Below are 21,936 nucleotides of genomic sequence, written 5' to 3'. Positions count from 1 at the left end.
GAAACGGCGCAGGCGCGGCACTCAGGCCACACCAAGCTGGTTCCACAGGACCATCACGGCGGCTCCGCGCAGGACAATGTCCTGTGCGTCTGCCGCGAGACGGACGGACACCGGTGAAGGGTCCTGGTGCAAGAGCCGCTCAAGCAGGGTCTGCTGGACGGCGTTGAGAAGGGGGCCTTCCAAAAGCCCCCGGGGTCCGCTGAGGACCACTTCGCCCAAATCGAGGGCGCCAACCACGGGTGCGAGGGCGATGGCGAGCCGCTCGCCTGCCTCCCGGAGTACGACGTCGGCCGCGGCCTCCGGTTCGGAGCTCGTAGCCGCTTCGGTCAAGGCCCGTTCGAGGCTGGGGACGGACATCCAGGTTTCGAGGCAGCCCGTTTTACCGCATTTGCACAAGGTTCCGCCGTCGGTGCCGACCGTGACGTGGCCGATTTCACCCGCCGCTGAGTGGGCGCCCCGGGCACGCCTGCCGCCCACGATGAGTCCCGAACCGACACCGCGGCCGATTTTTACGAGGACCATGTCGTCACTGCCGCCGCCGAAGGTGTAGTCCGCGTGGACTGCGGCGTCGGCGTCGTTGGAAACGAGGGTCGGCAGGCCAGTGCGCTCCTGGAGGAGATCGCGCAGTGCGACGTCTTTCCACTCGAAGTTGGGGGCAGTGGTGACCACGCCCTCGGCGTTGACGATGCCGGGGGTTCCGACGCCGATCCCGAGCAGTGTGGCGGTGGCTCGGCCGACGGCCTCCGAAGCGAGTTCGAGGACCTGGTTGACGACGTCCTGCCCGGTTTCCGAAGCAATGGTGCGCTCGACTCGTTCGAGGATGTTGCCGTCAAGGTCCAGGACTGCAGCGCGCAGCACGGAATTTTCGGCCAAATCCATGCCGATCACTTGGAGGCCCTGGCGATTGATGTCCACCAGGATGGCCGGTTTGCCGGGACGGACTTCATCAGAGTGCCCCAGTTCCACGACGTGGCCGCGTTCCAGGAGGTCAGAGACGAGGTCAGATACCGTGACGCGCGTCAGGCCCAGGGTCCGGGACAAATCCGCGCGGCTCATCGCTCCTGCCGAGTGGAGGGTCTGGCGCACCAAGGAGAGGTTGTGGGCGCGCCCGTCGGAAGGCAGGGTTGCTGCGCCGGTTCGATCGGTGCGCTGACGGTCTCGAAGGGCTTCCATGAGAGTTAGTAAACTCTACTAACAATCAAAGATCAAGGGTTTTCCGCAGATTGTGTGGAATCAAGGCACCCATTGATGACGTAGGCACCCGCTAAGGACGTAGGCCCCCGGTAGACCGGGTGCGCCAGTCCTTTTCGGGTGCGAAGCATAGGCGCTGGTGCCGGCCCCCACCTCTCAGCGAACGGGAACGGTGGCGATTTCCGTCTTACTGGGTGATTTGACGGGCAGGATCACCAGGAGGCCGGCCAGGAGCACCACCATGATGCCCAGGATTCCCCAGCGTTGGGCTCCGCCGGGGGCCACCAGGGGGGTCGCCAGAGTGATGCACAGGGTAAAGAGCGCCGGTGCCAGGAAGCTTACCGCCCTGCCGGTAGTGGCGTAGAGCCCGAACAGTTCGCCGGATTCGCCGTCCGGCGCCAGCCTCGCGAGGTAGGCGCGGGATGAGGCCTGGGCTGGTCCGACGAAGAGGCAGAGGAACAGCCCGAACACCCAGAAAGTGGTGCTGCCTGCCCAATGGGCTCCGAAGAACACGTAGTCGCCATTGCCGAGAACCAGGATCGCCGTGCCGGCTACCAGGAGTCCCAGAAGAGAGATGACGATGACGGCCTTGGGCCCTATCCTGTCATCCAGGAATCCGCCGATCATGGCGCCCACGGCAGCCACTACGTTGCCGAAAATCGCGAAGAAGATGACCTCTTTGAGCTCGAAGCCAAAGGTCCCGGCGGCAATGACGCCGCCAAAGGTGAAGACCGCCGCCAGGCCGTCGCGGAAGATGGCGCTCGCGAGCAGGAAGTAGATGGTGTGCGGGCTGGTTCGATAGATGGCCGCGATCCGGCGCCCCAACAAACCGTAGGAGGCCAGGAACCCGAGGCGGGATTCCGGTTTCTTGACGGAGAGTTCCGGCACCGCGAAGAGGACCGGCAGCGCGAAGATGAAAAACCAGAGCGCGGAGAAAACAGCAACGAGCCTGATATTCAGGCTGTCCTGGGTGGAAGCCCCGAACCACTCAAAAGACGGCTGGACGAAAAGCTGCAGCACCATGAGAAGCGCGACAATCCCGCCCAGGTACCCCATACCCCAGCCGAAGCCACTCACTTTGCCGATGTTGGCAGGGGTGGAGATCTGGGCCAGCATGGCGTTGTAATTGACGCCCGCGAACTCGAAAAACACATTGCCGAGCGCAATCAGCGAGACGCCCAGAAGCAGGAACTCAGGCTTGGGGAAAACAAAGAAGCACGAGCCAGTCAGGACGGCCACGAGGGCGGTGTTGACCCCGAGCCACAGTTTCCTGCGGCCACCGGAGTCGGAGCGTTGACCTGTGACCGGTGCCAGGAGCGCGATCGCGACGCCGGCAATCGCCAACGCTGCACCCAACGCCGCCGACGCGGAGTCTCCCCCGCCGAACGCCTTGGATGTCAGGTAGACGGTGAACACGAAGGTGGTCATGACGGCATTGAATGCCGCGGAACCCCAGTCCCAGGATGCCCACGCAAGGATCTGGCCCTTGTTCGACAGGGCGGGCCCTGAAGCAAGCTCGGATGCCGGGTGCGGGGCCTCAGGCGCAGCTGCCATGTTCATGGTCTGAATGGTAACTGCCCGAAGTGACACTTTTGGGACATCCAGGCAGCCTGCATGGCCCCTCATCCCTGGACACCCTGGATGCCGACATTGTTTGTCACATGCGGTTGATAAACTACCTGCACCGAACCCAACGTTTGACCGCCTGCTCCAACTTTTGACAACTCATTCCTGACTTTGCGGAGATTCCAGTGATCACAGTTCTTGCCGTGACCTTTGCAGCGGCAACTGTGGCGCCCTGGATCTTCCGGAAGCTTCAGCGGAATGCCTTCTACGTCCTCGCAGCGGTTCCCGCCCTCGCCTTTATCTGGCTGCTCCTGCAGTATGACCGGATCTATCCCGGCCAGAGCCTTCCGGGCCCCGGGGCCCCCACGGGCGGTTTCATCGAAGAAACCCTTCCGTGGATTCCGAACCTCAAGCTTGAATTCGCCTTCCGCATGGACGTCCTGGCGTGGGTGATGTCCTTGCTGGTCCTGGGAGTCGGCGCGTTGGTCCTGGTCTATTGCGCCCGGTACTTCAAGAACAAGGATGCCGACCTCGGCGGGTTCGGGGCCCAGCTACTTGCTTTCGCCGGGGCGATGTTCGGCCTGGTGACGGCGGACGACCTCCTGATGATGTTCATCTTCTGGGAACTCACCACCGTCCTGTCCTATCTGCTGATCGGCTATGCGCGCACCCGCCTTTCCGCGCGGCGCTCGGCTTTGCAGGCCCTCGTGGTCACCACCGCTGGTGGCCTGGCCATGCTCGTCGGCCTCATCATTCTGGCCCAGGCCGCCGGAACATACCGGATTTCGGCGATCATGACTGAAGCGGCCACCCTCGTCACGGGACCTGCGCAAGGTGCGGTTGCTGCCGCCGTCGTACTCATCCTGGTAGGGGCGATTACCAAATCGGCGCTGGTCCCTTTCCACTTCTGGCTCCCGGGTGCCATGGCCGCACCCACCCCGGTGAGCGCCTACCTGCACGCCGCGGCCATGGTGAAGGCCGGTATCTACATCGTCGCGCGCATGGCGCCGGGGTTCAGCGAAAGCCCCTACTGGTTGCCGCTGGTGCTCGGACTGGGCCTGGCAACGATGCTGGTGGGCGGCTACCGAGCGCTCCGGCAGACCGATATCAAGCTCATCCTCGCCTATGGCACCGTCAGCCAGCTCGGCTTCCTCACCATGGTGGTGGGTCTCGGCCAGCCCGACGCCGCACTGGCCGGACTCGCGCTCCTCCTCGCTCACGGACTGTTCAAGGCTTCCCTGTTCCTGGTGGTGGGCATCATCGACCACCAATCCGGCACGCGCGATATCCGCAAACTCTCGGGGGTGTACAAGTCCTCGAGGGCGCTCGCCATCGTGGCGGGGATCTCCGCCGCATCCATGGCTGGAATACCCCCGCTGGCAGGTTTCGTGGCCAAGGAATCCGTGTTCGAAGCGTTCGTCCACTACGGCACAGATCACTCTGGTACTGCGCCTGCTTCCCAACCGTGGGGGCTGGTCCTCCTAGTCGGCTTGGTCCTGGGGTCCATCCTCACGTTCGCTTACAGCGCCCGCTTCATGTGGGGTGCGTTCGCCACCAAGCCGGGCGTGGATCGGACGCCGTTCAAAGCCATCCAGCCATCGTTCCTGGCGGCGCCCGCCATCTTGAGCTTCCTCACCATCGTGTACGGCCTGTGGCCGGATCCGGTGGACGGGTGGATCCAGCCGTATGCCGCGCTCTTTGTAGAACCCGCTGCCGGAACAAACCCAGTCGGACCAACCGGAGCCGGCGCCGGCCACCTTGCGCTGTGGCACGGTCTGACTCCCGCCTTGGGACTGACCGCCGTGACGTTCGCGGCCGGAGTCGTGATGTTCTATGCCCGTAACCTCGTGTCCCGGGCGCAAAGCCGTATCCCGGACTGGGTGGACGGTGATCGCGCCTACCAGCGCACCATCGGGACCTTGGACGACGTCGCCGTCTGGGTCACCGGGCGCACGCAGCGCGGTTCCCTCTACTTCTACCTGGCGGTCATTCTCACCGTGGCTTTCGCCGTTCCGCTTACGGCCCTTATCGTGGCCAACAAGCCGCTCCCGGGCGGTCTCTTTTTGATCGACCCGAATTCGCCGCTCCAGCTCATCGCCGCGGCAGGAATCGTCGTTGGCGCGCTCGCCGCCGTTCGTGCCAACAAGCGCTTCCTCGCCGTGCTGATGGTGTCCGTCACCGGCTACGCCATCGCGCTCATGTTCGCGTTGCAAGGAGCCCCGGACCTCGCCCTAACGCAAATGCTGGTGGAGACCATCATCCTGGTGGCCTTCGTGCTCGCGATGCGCAGCCTCCCTCCGGAGCTCCGGGACCGTACCGGCGGCAAATACCGGGTGGTTCGCGTCATCATCGGTGTGGCGTTCGCGGCCACCATGATCTTCGTCGCGATCTACGCGATGGGCGCCCGCGTTGCCGAGCCTGTGTCGCTCTCCTTCCCCCGGCTGGCCTATGAAGGCGGCGGCGGACTCAACGTGGTCAACGTGACGCTGGTGGACATCCGGGCGTGGGACACCTTCGGTGAGATCTCCGTGCTGGCAGTCGCCGCTACCGGCGTCGCGAGCTTGATCTTTGTCCGCAGCAGGGGTGAGCGCCTCAACAAGGCCGCCACAATTCCCGAGGGCACTGTGGGAAGGCGCGCCGCGGCCGGCGGCAGTTCGCGCGACGACGCCTCGCTGGCACTCGTCCGCAAGTTCGCGGGCTCCCTGACAGACCCCTGGCTAGTGGCCGGCCGAACCCTGGCACCGGAACGGCGTTCCATCATTTTCGAAGTGGTCACGCGGCTGATTTTCCACTCGATGATCGTCTTTTCCGTTTACCTCCTGCTGGCGGGACACAATCTTCCGGGGGGCGGCTTCGCCGGCGGACTCACGGCCGGGCTCGCCCTGACCATCCGCTACTTGGCCGGCGGCCGGTTCGAGTTGCGGGAAGCAGCACCGATCAGCGCCGGCATGCTGCTGGGAACCGGTCTTGCGACGGCGGCCGCGGCAGGCTTCGTCCCCCTGCTTCTGGGCGGCCAAGTGTTCCAAAGCGCCATCATCGAGTTCTGGCTACCGCTGTTCGGTGACATTAAATTCGTGACCTCCACGGTCTTCGACATCGGCGTGTACCTCGTGGTCGTGGGCCTTGCCCTGGATGTGCTGCGCAGCCTGGGAGCCGAGATCGACGAACACTTCGAAGAGACCGCCAGCGGAGACGCGCGGGATTCAGGGGACTCCCGATTCGAAGCGCCCGCCGCCACTGCGACGACGGTAACCACTGCGCCGTCGGCAACCACTTCGCTCGGGAATGGGACCCCATGAGCGTCAACTTGACCTTGTTGATCGTCATGGGAGTGCTCTATGCCTGTGGAATCTATTTGATCCTGGAACGCAGCCTGACCCGCGTTCTCCTGGGGCTCATGCTCCTGGCCAACGCAACCAACCTGCTGATCCTCGCCACGGGCGGATATGCCGGACTTGCCCCGCTGTTCAGCAAATCGACGGATCCGCGCGACTACAACGATCCTTTGCCGCAAGCCTTGATCCTGACGTCGATCGTGATTTCCTTCGCGGTGACGGCATTCATGCTCGGCATCATCTACCGGACCTGGGCCTTGGCGCGCCAGGACGACATCCAGGACGACGCCGAAGACCGGCGGGTCGCGAAGACACCCAGCTTTGACGTCGAAGACGACTCCGTGGTTCCTGAGGAAACGTCCGAATTCCCGGTTACGGCCGTCACCGAAGCAGCCAAGGAAGGGGGCCCCCAGTGAACATCGCCAGCCTGGCGCCGCTCGCCGTCGTACTTCCCATCCTCGGTGCCGCACTGACGTTCGCCCTGAACAGGAACCCACTGGCTCAACGCGCGGTCAGCATCGGTTTGTTGTCCCTGACCTTGCTCCTGGAATGCTGGCTCCTTGCCTCGGTATGGACCACGGGCACCGCATCCGTCACCCTGGGTGGCTGGCAGCCGCCGTTTGGCGTGGTGATGGTGGTGGACCAGTTCTCCTCGCTCATGTTGGTGGTCTCCTCCGTCATCAGCCTCGCGGTGCTGATCTACGCCACCGGCCAAGGCATGGCCGACGGCGACCGCGAGGCACCGGTGTCGATCTTCCACCCGACCTACCTGATCCTGGTAGCCGGTGTCTCGAACGCCTTCCTCACAGGTGATCTCTTCAACCTGTACGTGGGCTTCGAGATCCTTCTGACGGCGAGCTACGTCCTCATGACGCTGGGCGGCACCGGTCCGCGCATCCGCGCAGGGGTCACGTACGTGGTGGTTTCCGTTGTGTCTTCGGTGTTGTTCCTGATCGCCATTGCGATGATCTACGGAGCCACAGGTACCATCACGATGGCGGATCTCGCCATGAAGCTGGCCGAATTGGACCCGGGCACCAGGAACCTGCTCCACGTCATGCTGCTCGTGGCCTTCGGCATCAAGGCTGCCGTGTTCCCGCTGTCCTTCTGGCTGCCCGACTCGTACCCGACCGCACCCGCACCGGTTACTGCCGTGTTCGCCGGCTTGCTCACGAAGGTGGGCGTCTACGCCATGGTCCGCACGGAGACCCTTCTATTCCCCGGCGACACCTTGAATACCCCGTTGATGGTGGTAGCGCTCCTCACCATGCTGGTGGGCATTCTCGGCGCCATAGCCCAGAGCGACATCAAACGATTACTCTCCTTCACCCTGGTCAGCCATATCGGCTACATGGTGTTTGGGCTGGCCATGTCTTCCGTTGCCGGGCTTGCTGCCGCCGTCTTCTACGTGGCCCACCACATCACGGTCCAAACGAGCCTGTTCCTGGTGACCGGCTTGATCGAGCGCCGTGGCGGCAGCTCGTCCGTGGACAGGCTGGGTGGGCTCGCGAAGCTGTCTCCGCTCCTCGCGCTCTTGTTCTTCATTCCGGCCATGAACCTCGCGGGAATTCCTCCTTTCTCCGGGTTCCTGGGGAAGCTCGGACTCCTGCAGGCAGGCATCGCCCTCGGGACACCGCTGGCCATTACCTTGGTGGTGGGCGGCGTTGTCACCAGCCTCTTGACCTTGCTGGCGATTGCCCGCGTCTGGAACCGCGCATTCTGGCGGAAACCCGAGGACGCGGAATACCCGGCCGCCGTCCTCAAGGACACAGCAGCAGTCGGCCTGCTTCCGCGGACCATGGTGGGGCCAACGGCCGCGCTGGTGATCTTCGGCGTAGCGCTGACCGTCTTCGCGGGTCCGTTGTTCCAATTGGCCGGAAACTCCGCGGAACAGATGCTGGACCGCACGGCGTACATCCATTCGGTGCTCGGCGGGAATGCCAAGGTTCCGGAGATCGCCGCACCCGTGCAGGGAGGTGGGAAGTGAGCCGCAAGCGGATTTCGTTTCGCACCGAGTTGCCCCTGCTGGTCTGGCTGGTGGTCGTCTGGGGTGCGCTCTGGCGGGACTTCAGCCCGGGCAACTTGTTGTTCGGTGCGCTGATCGCGGTGGTCGTGGCCAGGGTCTTCTACTTGCCTCCCGTAGAGCTCAGCGGGCGTTTCAACGTGTTGCGCGCCATTCCTTTCGCCGCCGTGTTCCTTGGCAAAGTGGTGGCCGCGAGCTTCCAGGTCATGTACCTGGCGGTCTTCCGAGGGCCTTCGGTAACCAACGCCGTGGTCGCAGTTCCTCTGCGCAGCCATTCCGACCTCATGGTGACCGCCACAGGGCACGTTATTTCGCTGATTCCGGGTTCTTTGGTGGTGGAGGTGGACCGTTCCACGTCCACGCTCTACATCCACGGGCTCAATGTCCGCAACGATGTGGACACCGCCAAGCTGCGCAAGGAAGTCCAGGATACGGAGGCCTCGCTGATCCGGATCATGGGTACCCGCGCCGAAATGGACGCACTCCAGGCCGAAGGCTGGCCTGCAACGAGGGGAGCTGGTTCGTGAAAGACATCGTGCTCATCGTCACGGCGGTGATTCTTAGCCTGGCGGCGGCAGGCGCGATCTACAGGATCGCCGTCGGGCCTTCCCTGCTGGACCGCGTGCTCGCCTCAGATGTGCTGCTCGCCATACTGGGCGCCGCGCTGGCCATCGACATGGCCGTCAACAGACACCTCAACAACCTCGTGCTGCTCGTCGCACTGACGCTGATCGGGTTCGTTGGCTCGGTGACGGTGGCCCGCTTCGTGGCCGATCGGAGAGGACAAGTCAATGACTCCTAATGCCACGGGAGTTGATGCCGTCATCGATGCCGTCACCTCGGTACTGCTGATTGTTGGTGCGCTGATGTCATTGGGCGCCGCAATCGGCCTGTTGCGTTTCCCGGACCTCATGAGCCGCATGCACGCAGCTACCAAGCCGCAAGTGCTGGGGCTGTTCCTTGTCTTGGCGGCCATCGGGCTGCAGATGCGCGAATGGTGGGTATGGCCGATCCTGGCTGTCGCATGGATCTTCCAACTGCTGACCGTGCCCGTGTCCGCACACATGGTGGGCCGCGCAGGCTACCGGACCAAGCACCTCCACCCTGAGTTGCTCAGCACCGACGAACTCGAGGCCGTGGTGCTGCGGGCTGCCGGTCAGCGGGCGGCGGAGAAAGCTCAAGAAGCGGACTCGGCAATGCCCCACACCGGGAACGGCCGCAACGGCGGGGGCGCGAACGGCGGGGGCGCGGGCGCCAACGGCGGGCCGTCAGCCTAGACGATGTCCTGCGTCTTCGAGAAGCGCGAGATGGCGCGCTGGGTACTGCGGCTTGCGAAAACCTGGATGACAGCGCTGACAGTCGCCGAAATCAGGGCGAAGGTCAGTGCCGAGCGCAGGCTTGCCTCCATGTCATCGTGACCCTTGGGAGGCTTCTTGCCGGTGGACTTTTCCCACAACGCATTGACGAGCTTGGTGCCGACAAAGCCTGCGCCGATGCTCACGCCAGTGCCGAGCAGTTTGATGAGGAGGTTCATTCCGGGACTCCTTGCGGGAGGAAACAGGACCGTCCCCAGCCTAACCCCACTTCAGGGCTGTTCCGGAGCAACGGATGGCGGTTGGCGCCTCAGCCGGAAGAACTCCTCCAAGGCTCCGGGCTTTGGACGGACGGGCACGATGTCACGGTCCTCGGCCAGGATCGCTTCCACCGTGCCGAGGGCGAGTAGCTCATCCAGCAGCGCCAGCGTGGGCGGCATGAGCTTGAGGGTTCCGGCGGCTTCGGCATCCAGGATTCCGCGGACCGGCATCCACAAGGACGATGACGCTTCCGTGGTTTGGTGCTTTGGTTCGGCACCGGAAAGCGGGCAGGCAAGGTAGAAGTATGTGTCGAAGCGCTTGGGCTGGTCTGCCGGTGTGACCCAGTTGGCCCACGGGCGGAGGGTGGCGGCGTCGAGCTTCAGCCCGGCCTCTTCGAACACCTCGCGCTGCGCGGCCGCCAGTACCCGGCCGGCGTTGAACCCGGCGGAAGTGGGCTCGACGGCGATGCTGCTCCGGTGCCATGCGGCGGCGTGCCGCTCGACGACGTCGTCCGCGAAGTCCCAGCCGGAGCTGTCCACGTGATCCACCCGTCCGCCCGGAAAGACAACCATGCCCGCGGCGAAATCCATCGTGCTTACCCGGTGCTGAACGAAAACTTCCAGGCCGCGCCCGGCATCCGCGGGAACCTCCGGGCCTGACTGAATCGTGTGAACGGGGGCCTCGCGGACGAGGATCACGCTTGCGGCGAGCCTAGGTTCGGCCACCGTGGTGCTGTTCGCTTCGACAATGCCTGCCAAGACTGCTCCTTTGCCCGCTTGCTGCGTCACATTCTGCTGGATCATTCTCCCAGTTTCTGTACGCGCCCGCGCCATTCCGGGCCTGCCTGTGCTCACCCGGCGAATGATCCAGCAGAATCCGTCGTTACGCGTTTTGGCACAGCGCCCGCAACCCCGCCAAGGTGTAAACTGAACCACGCCCAAAAGGGTGGATTGATAACGACAGGGGAGCGCCGCCGTCGGGCTCGCAGCAATGCGGCACGGAGGACGGGCGCTGAGAGTGCGGACAGCCGCAGACCCTCGAACCTGATCCGGCTAGTACCGGCGCAAGGGAGTCGAGTTCTCATAGTGCCCGGACCGGCGCGGCGGAAGCCGCTCGCAGGCAACCGGAACACTTTCCCCTCCTGTTCTTCAGGAGGACAAAATGACTGGTATTTCTGCAAGGCCGGGCCTCACCAAGCCTGGTTACAACTGGCGCGTCGTGGACATCGTCGTGGCCGCACTGATCTCCATCGCCGGTGGCGTGATCTTCTGGGCATGGGACCAGATGGCTCTGGTTGTCACGCCCGTCACCGCCGGCTACCCTCCGCTGGGCGGCCTGATCGCTGGCGGTTGGATGATTCCGGCAGTGCTGGGCATGCTCGTTGTCCGCAAGCCCGGTGCGGCAATTTTCTGCGAAATGGTGGCCGCCACCAGCGAGCTCATCATGGGTAACCAGTACGGCACCACGGTCCTGATCTCGGGCCTGCTCCAGGGCCTCGGCGCGGAACTCATTTTCCTGGCCTTCATGTACAAGAAGTTCAACCTGCCGGTGTCCCTGCTGGCCGGTGCCGGCGCGGGCCTGTTCTGCGGGTTGAACGATTCCTTCCTGCCGTGGGGCTGGAACATCGCCTACGAGGTCGGCGACAAGCTCGCGTACATCGTGTTCTGCACGATCTCTGGTGCCGTCATCGCCGGTGCCCTGGCCTGGATCGCGACCCGCGGCCTGGCCAAGACCGGTGTCCTGAGCGCGTTCGCGTCCCGCAAGGCCGCCTCGGAGCCCGTCTTTTCCTGATGCCAAGTCCTGATTCCGGCACCCCTGCTGTGGTGCGACCCGCCGCCATTTCCGCGCAAGGGTGGGGCTGGCGGCACGCTGGCCGCACCACGCAGGCCATCCACGCCCTGGACCTGGACATCCGTCCAGGCGGGCGTGTGCTCCTGCTTGGCCCCTCGGGCGCGGGCAAGTCGACGCTCCTGCATGCCCTGGCGGGCGTTCTGGGCGAGGACGGTGACGACGCCGACGAGACCGGCTCGTTGCTGGTGGACGGTGTTTCGCCGAAGGCCCAGCGGGGCCGTGCCGGACTCATGCAGCAGGACCCCGAAACCCAGGTGGTGCTTTCCCGGCTGGGCGACGACGTCGCTTTCGGCGCCGAGAACCTTTGCGTGCCGCGGGAAGAGATTTGGAAACGCGTCCATGAAGCGCTCGACGACGTCGGGCTGCGGAACAGTGCCAGCGGCGACTTTGCGCTCGACCACCCGACGTCGGCGCTCTCGGGCGGGCAGAAACAGCGCCTTGCGCTCGCCGGCATCCTGGCCATGCGGCCTGGCTTGATCCTCCTGGACGAGCCGACCGCCAACCTGGACCCGGCTGGCGTGCTCGAGGTCCGCGATGCCGTGGGCCGCTGCCTGGACAAGACCGGCGCCACCTTGGTGGTGGTGGAGCATCGGGTCTCGGTCTGGAAAGACCTTGTGGACCGGATCGTGGTCCTCCAGCCGGGCAGATCCTCCTCCACGGGAGGGTCGACGCCAGGGGTGCTTCTGGACGGCGATCCGGACACCGTTCTGGCTCAAGCAAGGGACATGCTCACTGCTGCGGGCGTCTGGGTGCCCGGGTACGTGCCGGCCACCCGGCCACGTTCGGGCACGGCCGCCGGCTCCGGAACAGCAGCCGGCTCCGGGGCGAGGAGTGGGGGAGAGCTGCTGCTCGCTACCCAGGAGCTCGCGGTGTCCCGCGAAAGGCCGCGGCGCCGGGGGTTCAAAACCATCCTGCCCCTTCCTGTGCAGGCCGGACTCGACGCCGAGGTGCTCGCCGGGCAGGCGCTGACCATCACCGGCCCCAACGGTGCCGGAAAATCGACCTTCGCTTTGACCCTCGCGGGCTTGTTGGCGCCGGTGTCCGGCACAGTGACTGCCGCCGTCGGGCTCAGTGAAGGCGCCGGCACCGACCCTTTCAAGTGGAAGGCCCAGCAGCTGATCTCCCGGATCGGGACCGTGTTCCAAGAGCCCGAGCACCAGTTCGTCACCGGCCGCGTGCTCGACGAGCTCATGTTCGGCCCCAAGCACCTTGGCCATGGCGAGGAGCGAGTGGACGAATTGCTGGAGCGGCTGCGTCTGGGGCATCTCGTGGACGCCAATCCGTACACGCTCTCCGGGGGCGAAAAGCGGCGGCTATCCGTGGCCACGGTGCTCGCCGCGCACCCCCGCGTCCTGGTGCTGGACGAACCCACCTTCGGCCAGGACGCGAACACTTGGGCCGAGCTTGCGTCGTTCCTGTCCGAACTGCTCGACGCCGGCACATCCGTGGTTTCCGTAACCCACGACCAGGAATTCAGCTCCGTCCTGGGCGGCACCGAGATGCGGCTCGAGCCTGCGCTCCGAGGCGCGGCCCGGCAGGAAGCGGGTGCGGCATGAGGGAAACCCTGACCCTGCGCGGTAACAACGCCCTTCTCACTCGCGCGAATCCGCTGGCCAAGTTCGTGTCGGTCTTCCTGATCACCTTGGTGTTGGCGCTGTCCATTGACCTGGTGTCCGCCTCGACGGCGCTCCTCGGCGAACTGGCGCTATTCCCCCTCGCGGGGCTCACCGTGCGCTTGCTGTGGCAGCGCGGCTGGCCCCTGATCATCGCGGCGGCGCTGGGCGGCTGGAGCACCGCGATCCTGTCGGCTGACAGCGGCAGGATACTGCTCGACGTCGGGATCTGGTCTATCAGCGAAGGCTCGCTGCAGCTGGGACTCGGCTTCATGCTGCGCGGCTTGGCGATCGCGTTGCCGGCCATCCTCCTGATGAGTTGCACCGACCCCACCGACCTCGCCGATGCCCTGGCGCAGAAGGCGAAACTGCCGCACCGTTTTGTCTTGGGTACCTTGGCCGCGCTGCGGCTCGTGGGGCTCATGGCGGAGGAGTGGCAGACTATCGGTATGGCACGGCGCGCGCGGGGTGTCGGCTCGCACGGGAGCCCGCCGCAACGCTTCAAGGCCATGCTCGGCCAAAGCTTCGGGCTGCTGGTCCAAGCGATCCGTCGGGCGTCCCGCTTGGCTGTGACCATGGAGGCGCGAGGCTTCGGCGGTGGACGGCGGACCTGGGCGCGCGAATCCACCTACAGCCGCCTGGACGTCTGGGTTCTGGCTGGCGGGTTGGTCATCGCAGCCACGGCCGTGCTCGCGGCCCAATGGGCAGGGACGTGGCACTTCGTCTGGCTGAAGCAGGGTTAGAGATTCGGTGAGTCTTTCGAAAGCAAGATTTAATACTCAAATGAGAAAAGATTCTTGAATTGCCTTCCTGGCCGCCATACGCTTGATGCGAGAGTTTGAAACGCCCGCATCGGAGGAGTGGCAGCATGGGATCGACATTGCAGAAAGCGCCAAGGCAGCAAGGATTGCGCCCCAGGCGACCGCTCGCGGTCGCGTCCACTGGCGACCACTGCCCGGTGAGCGGGACGTGGGTGGCGGAGGGCGAAGAGATGCGACCGCAGCGTTTCTTCGAGGGAAACATCATGCCTCCCGTGCAGGACGCGTCCGTGGTGTGGAGGCTCGCCGAAGCCGCCTCCCCTTGGCATGTACTCGTATAGAGCCGGACTGGAGCACGGGCTACAACTGGGCGCGAGCCTGGGAGGACGAGGCCGCGGCGTGGAACAGGAGGGACCGCGAACGCCGTCCGAGCGTCGTCCACTAAGCGCCGCTGAGGATGATGAGCTAGTCCGGATTCGGCAGTCTTTGGTGGCGGCCCGTTTGGTTCGGGCCCGCATCGACAGCAGCATCAGGACACTGCTGCGCGTTCGTGGAGAACGGGTGGCACTGGCGTTGGCGGACCGGCTTCCAGTGACCGGCATTGCGGCAGCTTCTGGAATAAAGCGCATTGAGGTCAAGCGGGTGGGCATCGGCTACCTGGAGCTGCCTTTTAGCGGACTTGGACACGATGTCCACATGCTCGGTCTCAATGGCGTCGCGCGGGCCCTGGCGGCCGCGATGGATGAGAAGTCCAGGTGCGAGGAGCGGATGCAGGCTGCAGTCCTTATGGCCCTGCGCAGCGGGATGTTGGATGTTTTTGCTGTGGCATCCCTGACGGGAACCACGGCGGAGAGGATTCGCGAGACGGTGCGTGGTGCTAAATTGCCAACGTGTATCGCACGAAACGACTAGCATGCGGCAAATACGGCGTGTTGCGCCACAAAATGGGCTCCAGTAGACCATTTGTGATATTTATTGGTCATGACGCAACCGACTGCCGAACACGTAGGTCTCCTTCTTCGCGACGCCCGCGGCGAAAAGGGTTGGACACAGGGACAGCTAGCTTCGGAACTCGGCACCAGCCAAAGCGCCATTGCCCGGATGGAACAGGGCAAGCAGAACCTCAGCCTCCGCATGATCGAGCGCCTTGAGTCGATCTTCGGGCGAACCATCGTCAAAGTCGGCAAACGGCAGATGACCCACTTGCGCGTGGAGGGCGGACGCACGCTCTCCGGCTCGGTGGACGTCAACAGCAGCAAGAACGCCGGCGTCGCACTGCTTTGCGCGAGCCTCATCAATCGCGGCACCACCACCTTGCGTCGACTTGCCCGGATCGAAGAGGTCAACCGGATCGTCGAGGTCTTGACCTCGATCGGTGTCGAGTGCACCTGGCTGAACGGCAACGATCTGCGCATCCGCCGCCCCGAGACCCTGGACCTCGCCTCCATGGACGTGGAGGCCGCTCGCCGCACGCGCAGCGTGATCATGCTGCTGGGCCCCCTCCTCGATGAGGCGGCCTCGTATCAACTGCCCTACGCCGGCGGATGCGATCTCGGGACTCGAACCGTGGAACCGCACATGCAGGCGTTGCGGCAGTTCGGACTCTCGGTGGAGGCCAAGTCCGGCTTCTATTCCGTGCAGGCCCCACCGGCCGACGGCGACCACCGCACCTTCGTGCTCACGGAGCGCGGTGATACCGTGACGGAGAATGCCATCATGGCCGCCGCACACCGCAGCGGTACCACCGTGATCCGCAATGCCAGCCCCAATTACATGGTGCAGGACCTCTGTTTCTACCTTCAGGGACTCGGCGTGGTGATCGACGGCATCGGAACAACCACCCTGAAGATCACGGGCCGCCCGGCGATCGACGTCGACATTGAGTACTTCCCGTCCGAAGACCCGATTGAGGCCATGAGCCTCATCACCGCGGGCATCGTGACCAACTCGGAGGTCACCATCTGCCGGGTCCCCATCGAGTTCATGGAGATCGAACTGGCCACGCTTGAGCAGATGGGCCAGCAGCTCGACATCTCCGGCGAGTACTTTGCGCGCAACGGACGGACGCGCCTCGTGGATGTCACCACCAAGCCATCACGATTGCGTGCCCCGGAGGACAAGATCCATCCGATGCCGTTCCCCGGGCTGAACATCGACAACTTGCCGTTCTTCGCGGTCATTGCCGGCAACGCCGAGGGCCAGACCATGATCCACGACTGGGTCTACGAGAACCGGGCAATCTATTTGACGGAGCTCAACAAGCTCGGCGCCCAGGTTCAACTGCTCGATCCGCACCGCATCTACGTCAATGGCCCCACCAAATGGCGCGGCGCGGAAGTCGGATGCCCCCCGGCGCTCCGACCCGCAGCTTGCCTGCTGTTGGCCATGCTGGCGGCCCGGGGCACGTCCGAATTGCGCAACATCTACGTGATTGAGCGCGGATACGAGGACCTGGCCGAGCGGCTCAACACCATCGGTGCCAAGATCGAGTACTTCCAAGACTGACGACGTCGGATTTTGCACGATCATTCGCCGCAGCTGGCTAGCAAACCGCGGAATCGTCGAGCCAGACTATTTGTCCAGCGGAATGATTGTGCAGAATCCTTCACCCGCGAGGGCAGCCGCGTTCCAGCATTGCTCGGATTTCCCGGAGAACGGCGTCCGGATTGTTCCATATTTGTTCGGGTGGGTAGCTCAACACCGCGTAACCCTGGGTTTGCGCGACGTTGGACCGGCTCATGTCCCTGCGCCAGGCTTCGCGTGAACCGTGGAATTGGAAGCCGTTGATCTCAACAACGAGCCAGCCTTCGATCAGGAAGTCCACCCGCCCGACGCAGGCGATCTGGACTTGGCGGCGGAACTTGAACCCCGCTGATTCGAATAGGAGTCGCGCGCTGATCTCTGGTACCGACTCCGACAAACCGTCAGCCTTTGCCAGGCGCATCCGGGCGGCTCCGTAGTATTTTGCAGTCAATTCGGACTCAAGAACGGCCCTTGGTACACCGTGATGCTGGATGGCAGACTGCGCCATGGCTATGGCGTCTACTTCGCTGAGGCATGTCAGTCCGTGAATAACGGTGTCCTCAAGGCTAGCGATGGGCAGATTTTGGTCCGGTTCGAATCGAAGGCGGCCATGCCTGGCGAAGTGTCGGCCGCGGTGATGTTTGCTGACCAGATGTGGGCTCCCCGGCCGGTCCTTGAGCCAAAGCTGGTAACGGGAGGCGCTGGATGCGCAGGTCAGGAGTGAATTGTCGATGATGGCCTGCAGAAATTCGGGGTCCGCGTCCGGTAAGGCCCAGACACCTTTGCGCGGTTGGACAGCTCCGGCAGAAGCCAATCCGCGCACAGCGCGCTCGGAGTAGCCCTCCCGGCGTAGCAAGCCAACCCGGGCTACTCCGCCGAGCGATTTCAAGAATTCCAACGGGTCCATGGATCGAGCTAGCCACGATTCCGGCCCTCTTTGGCCCGGGAAATGACTCTATGTGGACAGACCGGGCTGTGGAGGAGCGGTCCGGCGTCGGATTTCGCACGATGATTCGCCGCAGCTGAGGGACCGGTCACGGAATCGCGCGCCTCGGAAGTTCATCCAGCAGAATGATCCAGCAGAATCCTTCGGGGGGGGCCGCAAAATCCCGAGCTGTCTTGGCGAGGCTGCCATGGCGCACAATTGATCCGTGCGCACTTTTGGTGTGGAAGAGGAATTGCTGATCGTCGATCCCGTGACCGGCGAGCCGCTCGCCCTTGCCGACGCGCTCCTCTCGGGGCCCGCCAACGACGGCCCGGCCCAGGACGGCCCCGAAGCCGGTCCGCCCCTTGAAGAGATCGACGGCCCTGATACCGGCCTAAGCCACGAGCTCAAGCTTGAACAGATCGAAACCCAGACCCGGCCATGCCGCAGCTACGCCGAGCTCCTGCACCAGATCCGCAGGGCCCGGGGCCTCGCGAGCCACGCCGCACGGCGCCACGGCGCAAGGATCGCCGCGTTGGCCACATCACCGGTGGACGCCGCATTGCACACCACTCCGGATCCCCGGTACGCCATCATGCTCGAACGCTTCGGCATCACCGCGCACGAACAGCTCACGTGCGGATTCCACGTCCACACTTCGATCGAGTCCCCCGAGGAAGGCGTGATGGTCCTGGACCGCATCCGGGACAAGCTCGCTGTCTTCACCGCGATCAGCGCCAATTCGCCGTACTGGCGGGGCCTGGCTACGGGTTTTGAGAGCTACCGGACGCAGGCGTGGAACCGCTGGCCGTCGTCGGGGCCGTCAGCCATCTTCGGTTCCTTGGCTTCCTACCGGCGAGTTGTCTCGAGGCTCATCGAAACGGGAGTGTTGCTGGACGAGGGGATGGTTTACTTCGACGCCAGGCTGTCGCGGCACGTTCCCACCGTGGAGGTCCGGGTGGCCGATGTCTGCCTCCGGGCCGAGGATGCGGCGCTCATCGCGGTGCTCGTCAGGGCCTTGGTTGAGACTTCTGTTCGTGAGTACCATGCCGGAATAGAGCCGGCGGCCGTGCCTACGGCGCTTTTGCGGATGGCGTCCTGGCAGGCAAGCAACTTTGGACTCCGCACCGAACTGCTGGACTTCGGAACCTTCCGCCCGGAGCCCGCCGCGGACGTCGTCTGGTCGTTGGTGGAGTATCTGGAACCTGTGCTCGCCGAACAGGGTGAATTCGACTTGGTCCAGACCGGCGTGGCAGCCATCCTGGGCCGCGGCAACGGCGCTATCGAACAGCGTGGTGTTGCCGGGCGCTGGAGCGAGACCAACGGGGGCGCGCCCGACGCCGCCGGGTTGGCCGCCGTCGTCGAGCACGCCGTTCAGATCACGATGCGCTCGGAGAGGGACGAGAGCGACACCAAGCCGCAGCCCGTCCTCACCTGGGTGCGCCAGGACTGGCGCGAAGCGCCGGGTTAACCCGCCGGGCTAGACCTGCTTGAGGGCCCGCTCCAGGTCCCCGATGAGGTCGCCCACATCCTCCAGCCCCACCGAAAGCCGCACGACGCCGTCGCTCAGGCCAATGGCCGCGCGGCCTTCCGGACCCATGGCGCGGTGCGTGGTGGTGGCGGGGTGGGTGATGAGGGACTTTGAGTCGCCGAGGTTGTTCGAGATGTCGATGACGGCGAGACCGTCCAGCAGCGCGAAGGCGGCCTCTTTCGCCGATCGCCCCGCAGAGGGGAGCAGCTCAAAGGTGAGCACCGTTCCGCCGGCCTTCATTTGCTTCGCGGCCAGCTCGTACTGCGGGTGCGACTTCAGCAACGGGTACTTGACCCAACTGATGGCCGGCTGATCCTCAAGCCATTCGGCGATCCGCAACGCAGACGCCGAGGAGTGGTTGACGCGCAGCGCCATGGTCTCCAGGCCTTTGGTCAGGACCCAGGCGTTGAACGCGGAAAGCGACGGACCGGTGTGCCGCATGAGCTGCTTGACGGGACCGTCGATGAACTCCTTGGTGCCCAGGATCGCTCCGCCCAGGACCCGGCCTTGGCCATCGATGTGCTTGGTGCCCGAGTAGACAATCACGTCTGCGCCGAGATCGCCGCAGCGCTGCAGCAGGGGAGTGGCAAAGACGTTGTCGACGACGACGGTGGCGCCCGCCGCGTGAGCGAGCTCGCTCACCGCCGCGATGTCCACGATTTCCTGCATGGGGTTCGACGGCGACTCGAAGAAGACTGCCGTTGTCGGCTCGGACAACGCGGCACGCCACTGGTCCAGGTCCGGTCCGTCGACGAAGACGGTCTCGACGCCCCAGCGCGGCAGGATCTCGTTGAGGATCACGAAACAGGAACCGAAGAGCGAGCGGGCGGCGACCACGCGGTCACCAGCAGCCAGCAACGCACCGAGGGCGGTGAAGACAGCAGACATGCCCGACGCCGTCGCGAAGCACGCTTCGGTGCCTTCCAACAGGCGGAGGCGCTCCTGGAAGGTGGCTACGGAGGGGTTGCCGTAACGGGAGTAGACGAAGCGCTCGTCCTCGCCCGTGAATGCGCGCTCTGCGGCTGCGGCGGACTCATAGACGAATCCGGAGTTCAGGAAGACGGCCTCGGACGTTTCTTGGAAGTTGGTGCGGTCAAGACCGCCGCGGACTGCCTGGGTATCAGGGCTCCAGCCGGCGGCGTCAGGATTGAAAGTCACTTAGATGTTCCCCAGGTTCGTCGGAAGTCCACGGTTTTTCCAGCCGTTCACGGTTCGCTCGCCGTAGCGGTCCGGTTCGCCCTCAAAGCCCTCGAGGACGTTGTAGGCGGTGTAGCCGGCCTGGGTTGCGGCGATCGCGGCGGCGATGGAACGCTGGCCGGAGCGGCAGAGGAAGACCAGCTCGGTGCCGTCCGTCTCCGGAGCCTGTTGCGTCAGTTCTTCGATGAAACGCGTGTTGGGGATGCCGCCGGCCAGGTTCCACTGGATGAACAGGGGATCGTTTTCCGTGGCTTTGGTATCAGGGATCCCGATGTGTGCCCACTCGCCTTCGGTGCGGACGTCCACGAGGATGGCGCCTTGCTCGAGCTTGGCCCAAGCGTCGTGCGGGCTGAGGTCGCCTGCGTAGCTCATGCGTGGCCCTCGCCGTCGAACTCTTCGTCAAGCTGGTCCACCGCATTGGCAACGGCGGCATCCGCGCTCGCGATCGCCGCGGGCAGGACGATGGCCTGTGCCACGATCACGTCGGTGCCGTTGAAGGTCGCGGACGGGCTCCCGTGCAACACGTATCCCTCCGCGAGGGCGGTGGAGATCCGCTCGCAGAATTCCTTGGTGTCAGGGCCCGTGATGAGACGGTAGGAGAGTTTTTCTTCGGTGGGTTCAGGCATTGGTGCTCCTCAGTCACGCTTGCAGTTCGAAAGTGTCGATACGCCGAGTAGTCACCTGAGGCACCCCGCCGGAGAGAGGGTTGCCGACCAGCAAGTCAGGGCTTCGCGCTGGTGCTCATTACTCAAGAAGAAAATAACATCCACGACGGCGGCCTGCATCACCGGCCGTCGTCATGTTCCGTAACCGGACGGCAGTCGGCGGGGCCCACGCCCGTGGGTGGGCCCACGCTGGCGAGGGCCCCGGGTTGAGCTTGCGAAGGCTGGGAGCCAGTGGGTGGGCCCACGCTGGCGAGGGCCCCGGGCTGAGCTTGGGAAGGCTGGGAGCCAGTGGGGAAGGGCGTGATTAGCTAACGCCGCATGAAGAGTGCTGTCTTCGCGTTCATGGCGCTCGCCGCGAGTTCATAAAACACGACGATCAGTCCGAGCACTTGGCCAGCATCCGCTACCGTGCATTCGACCGAGCGGTCGCTCGTGCGTCGCGCACCCGGAATCGACATTGCAAGCTCGGCGGCGTTTGCCGTCGGCATATCCACAGCAACCGTGAACTGTGTCGGCAGTTCCGGAACGGTGAGAGTTGCCGCGTTACGGACGACGCGCGCCGCGGCTTCGCGAATGGCGTCGCGAGCCACGGAAGGCGCAACCGATGCGGTGGAAGTGTAGCCGTGCGCGACTTTGACCTCGACTACCTCGACTCCCGCGAACTGCTCCCGTGCGATACGGCAGATCACGTCATCGCCGCTGACGAGCCCGACGGGTACACCGAGCGAGGTCGCATACATGGCGTTGACCTCGGCCTCCGAGACCACCGCGCCGTTCACCCGTACCTCCGTGAAGTGGCTCGAAAAGGTGTGCGCAAGCACGCCGTATTCTCCTGCGGGGGCGTGATAGCCGATGAACAAGGCGACGTCGCAATCCGCGGTGAGTCCCTCGGCCATGCACTGTGCCTTCGGACTGCCGAACACGACGATGGCCCGGGGGTCGAGAAGCTCGTGAATCAGGTTGTCCATTGTGCCGTGCGAATCGTTGATGACAACCTCATCCGCACCCCCGTCGAAGGCACCCGCGATTGCGGCGTTCGCCTCGAGCGTCATCAATTCTTGCGCACGTGGATAGCCATAGCCGCCGCGGGCGACCTGGTCAAACGTCGCGACGCCGGCGACGCCCTCCATGTCGATCGAGATGAATGTCTTGACGCTCACGAGCTCTCCTTCGAATGTGGGGCG

The 21,936-nt window shown here is 64.5% G+C and carries 21 protein-coding genes, 1 pseudogene and 2 riboswitches; of the genes and pseudogenes, 13 read left to right on the top strand and 9 right to left on the bottom strand.

All coding sequences use genetic code 11. The features are described from left to right. Positions 1-21: 21 nt before the first annotated feature. Positions 22-1,173, bottom strand: coding sequence for an ROK family protein (locus ABH924_RS11605; RefSeq protein WP_404498942.1), 1,152 nt, complete (start codon positions 1,171-1,173; stop codon positions 22-24). Between the two features lie 174 nt (positions 1,174-1,347). Further along, a complete protein-coding gene (locus tag ABH924_RS11600; protein ID WP_404498940.1) occupies positions 1,348-2,751 on the bottom strand; it encodes an MFS transporter in 1,404 nt (467 codons plus the stop codon). 191 nt (positions 2,752-2,942) lie between these two features. On the opposite strand from ABH924_RS11600, the gene ABH924_RS11595 reads away from it, so the two are divergent. The 6 genes and pseudogenes from ABH924_RS11595 to mnhG all read left to right on the top strand — a co-directional run. Then, a complete protein-coding gene (locus ABH924_RS11595) occupies positions 2,943-6,056 on the top strand; it encodes a Na+/H+ antiporter subunit A (protein WP_404498938.1) in 3,114 nt (1,037 codons plus the stop codon). After that, positions 6,053-6,508 (top strand): Na(+)/H(+) antiporter subunit C, encoded by a 456-nt coding sequence (locus tag ABH924_RS11590; RefSeq protein WP_234750970.1) that lies wholly within the window; start codon positions 6,053-6,055, stop codon positions 6,506-6,508. The genes ABH924_RS11595 and ABH924_RS11590 overlap by 4 nt, the downstream gene beginning before the upstream one ends. Continuing rightward, positions 6,505-8,079 (top strand): Na+/H+ antiporter subunit D, encoded by a 1,575-nt coding sequence (locus ABH924_RS11585; protein ID WP_404498936.1) that lies wholly within the window; start codon positions 6,505-6,507, stop codon positions 8,077-8,079. Before ABH924_RS11590 ends, ABH924_RS11585 begins: the two co-directional genes overlap by 4 nt. Then, positions 8,076-8,642: a Na+/H+ antiporter subunit E gene (locus ABH924_RS11580; RefSeq protein ID WP_404498934.1), complete on the top strand. Its 567-nt coding sequence runs from the start codon at positions 8,076-8,078 to the stop codon at positions 8,640-8,642. Before ABH924_RS11585 ends, ABH924_RS11580 begins: the two co-directional genes overlap by 4 nt. Next, on the top strand, positions 8,639-8,917 hold the full coding sequence (locus tag ABH924_RS11575) for a monovalent cation/H+ antiporter complex subunit F (RefSeq protein ID WP_078107371.1): 279 nt from the start codon (positions 8,639-8,641) through the stop codon (positions 8,915-8,917). Before ABH924_RS11580 ends, ABH924_RS11575 begins: the two co-directional genes overlap by 4 nt. Further along, positions 8,907-9,290, top strand: a pseudogene (gene mnhG / locus ABH924_RS11570) (monovalent cation/H(+) antiporter subunit G); the annotation flags it as partial. The gene ABH924_RS11575 and the pseudogene mnhG, both read left to right, overlap by 11 nt. 98 nt (positions 9,291-9,388) lie before the next feature. Here the strand turns inward: mnhG and ABH924_RS11565 are convergent. Further along, the gene (locus ABH924_RS11565; protein ID WP_059389844.1) at positions 9,389-9,649 is read right to left on the bottom strand and encodes a DUF4235 domain-containing protein; all 261 of its coding nucleotides are present in this window, start codon (positions 9,647-9,649) and stop codon (positions 9,389-9,391) included. 51 nt (positions 9,650-9,700) lie between these two features. Further along, positions 9,701-10,492 (bottom strand): NUDIX hydrolase, encoded by a 792-nt coding sequence (locus tag ABH924_RS11560; protein WP_404498931.1) that lies wholly within the window; start codon positions 10,490-10,492, stop codon positions 9,701-9,703. A gap of 148 nt (positions 10,493-10,640) precedes the next feature. Then, positions 10,641-10,777: riboswitch (TPP riboswitch) on the top strand. Between the two features lie 73 nt (positions 10,778-10,850). On the opposite strand from ABH924_RS11560, the gene ABH924_RS11555 reads away from it, so the two are divergent. From ABH924_RS11555 to ABH924_RS11530, 6 genes are all read left to right on the top strand, one after another. After that, complete coding sequence (locus tag ABH924_RS11555) at positions 10,851-11,480, top strand: ECF transporter S component (RefSeq protein ID WP_234750976.1); 630 nt, start codon at positions 10,851-10,853, stop codon at positions 11,478-11,480. Next, positions 11,480-13,096 (top strand): ABC transporter ATP-binding protein, encoded by a 1,617-nt coding sequence (locus ABH924_RS11550; RefSeq protein WP_404498929.1) that lies wholly within the window; start codon positions 11,480-11,482, stop codon positions 13,094-13,096. The genes ABH924_RS11555 and ABH924_RS11550 overlap by 1 nt, the downstream gene beginning before the upstream one ends. Then, positions 13,093-13,896 (top strand): energy-coupling factor transporter transmembrane component T family protein, encoded by an 804-nt coding sequence (locus ABH924_RS11545; protein ID WP_404498927.1) that lies wholly within the window; start codon positions 13,093-13,095, stop codon positions 13,894-13,896. Before ABH924_RS11550 ends, ABH924_RS11545 begins: the two co-directional genes overlap by 4 nt. A gap of 125 nt (positions 13,897-14,021) precedes the next feature. Beyond that, positions 14,022-14,252 carry a hypothetical protein gene (locus ABH924_RS11540; protein WP_404498925.1) on the top strand — a complete coding sequence of 77 codons (231 nt, stop codon included), beginning with the start codon at positions 14,022-14,024 and terminating at the stop codon, positions 14,250-14,252. A 220-nt stretch (positions 14,253-14,472) separates the two neighbouring features. Next, positions 14,473-14,823: a hypothetical protein gene (locus ABH924_RS11535; RefSeq protein ID WP_404498923.1), complete on the top strand. Its 351-nt coding sequence runs from the start codon at positions 14,473-14,475 to the stop codon at positions 14,821-14,823. A gap of 69 nt (positions 14,824-14,892) precedes the next feature. Then, positions 14,893-16,416: a UDP-N-acetylglucosamine 1-carboxyvinyltransferase gene (locus ABH924_RS11530; protein ID WP_234750984.1), complete on the top strand. Its 1,524-nt coding sequence runs from the start codon at positions 14,893-14,895 to the stop codon at positions 16,414-16,416. Positions 16,417-16,516: 100 nt separating this feature from the next. Here the strand turns inward: ABH924_RS11530 and ABH924_RS11525 are convergent, their stop codons facing one another. After that, the gene (locus ABH924_RS11525; protein WP_234750986.1) at positions 16,517-17,341 is read right to left on the bottom strand and encodes an endonuclease domain-containing protein; all 825 of its coding nucleotides are present in this window, start codon (positions 17,339-17,341) and stop codon (positions 16,517-16,519) included. A 244-nt stretch (positions 17,342-17,585) separates the two neighbouring features. On the opposite strand from ABH924_RS11525, the gene ABH924_RS11520 reads away from it, so the two are divergent. Continuing rightward, the gene (locus ABH924_RS11520) at positions 17,586-18,830 is read left to right on the top strand and encodes a glutamate--cysteine ligase (RefSeq protein WP_234750988.1); all 1,245 of its coding nucleotides are present in this window, start codon (positions 17,586-17,588) and stop codon (positions 18,828-18,830) included. Between the two features lie 9 nt (positions 18,831-18,839). Here ABH924_RS11520 and ABH924_RS11515 read toward each other — a convergent pair whose 3' ends face one another. From ABH924_RS11515 to ABH924_RS11500, 4 genes are all read right to left on the bottom strand, one after another. Further along, positions 18,840-20,048 carry an O-succinylhomoserine sulfhydrylase gene (locus ABH924_RS11515; protein ID WP_404498920.1) on the bottom strand — a complete coding sequence of 403 codons (1,209 nt, stop codon included), beginning with the start codon at positions 20,046-20,048 and terminating at the stop codon, positions 18,840-18,842. After that, positions 20,049-20,459, bottom strand: coding sequence for a rhodanese-like domain-containing protein (locus tag ABH924_RS11510; protein ID WP_404498918.1), 411 nt, complete (start codon positions 20,457-20,459; stop codon positions 20,049-20,051). It lies immediately after the preceding gene. Continuing rightward, entirely contained in the window at positions 20,456-20,713 is a 258-nt protein-coding gene (locus ABH924_RS11505) for a DUF1737 domain-containing protein (RefSeq protein WP_404498916.1), read from the bottom strand. The genes ABH924_RS11510 and ABH924_RS11505 overlap by 4 nt, the downstream gene beginning before the upstream one ends. A gap of 10 nt (positions 20,714-20,723) precedes the next feature. Then, positions 20,724-20,836, bottom strand: a riboswitch (SAM riboswitch). Positions 20,837-21,060: 224 nt separating this feature from the next. After that, on the bottom strand, positions 21,061-21,912 hold the full coding sequence (locus tag ABH924_RS11500) for a M55 family metallopeptidase (protein WP_404498915.1): 852 nt from the start codon (positions 21,910-21,912) through the stop codon (positions 21,061-21,063). Positions 21,913-21,936: the final 24 nt, after the last annotated feature.

Source organism: Arthrobacter sp. GAS37, from assembly GCF_044908325.1.
Classification (GTDB): Bacteria; Actinomycetota; Actinomycetes; order Actinomycetales; family Micrococcaceae; genus Arthrobacter; species Arthrobacter ramosus.
This window is presented reverse-complemented; position numbering and strand designations above follow the sequence as displayed.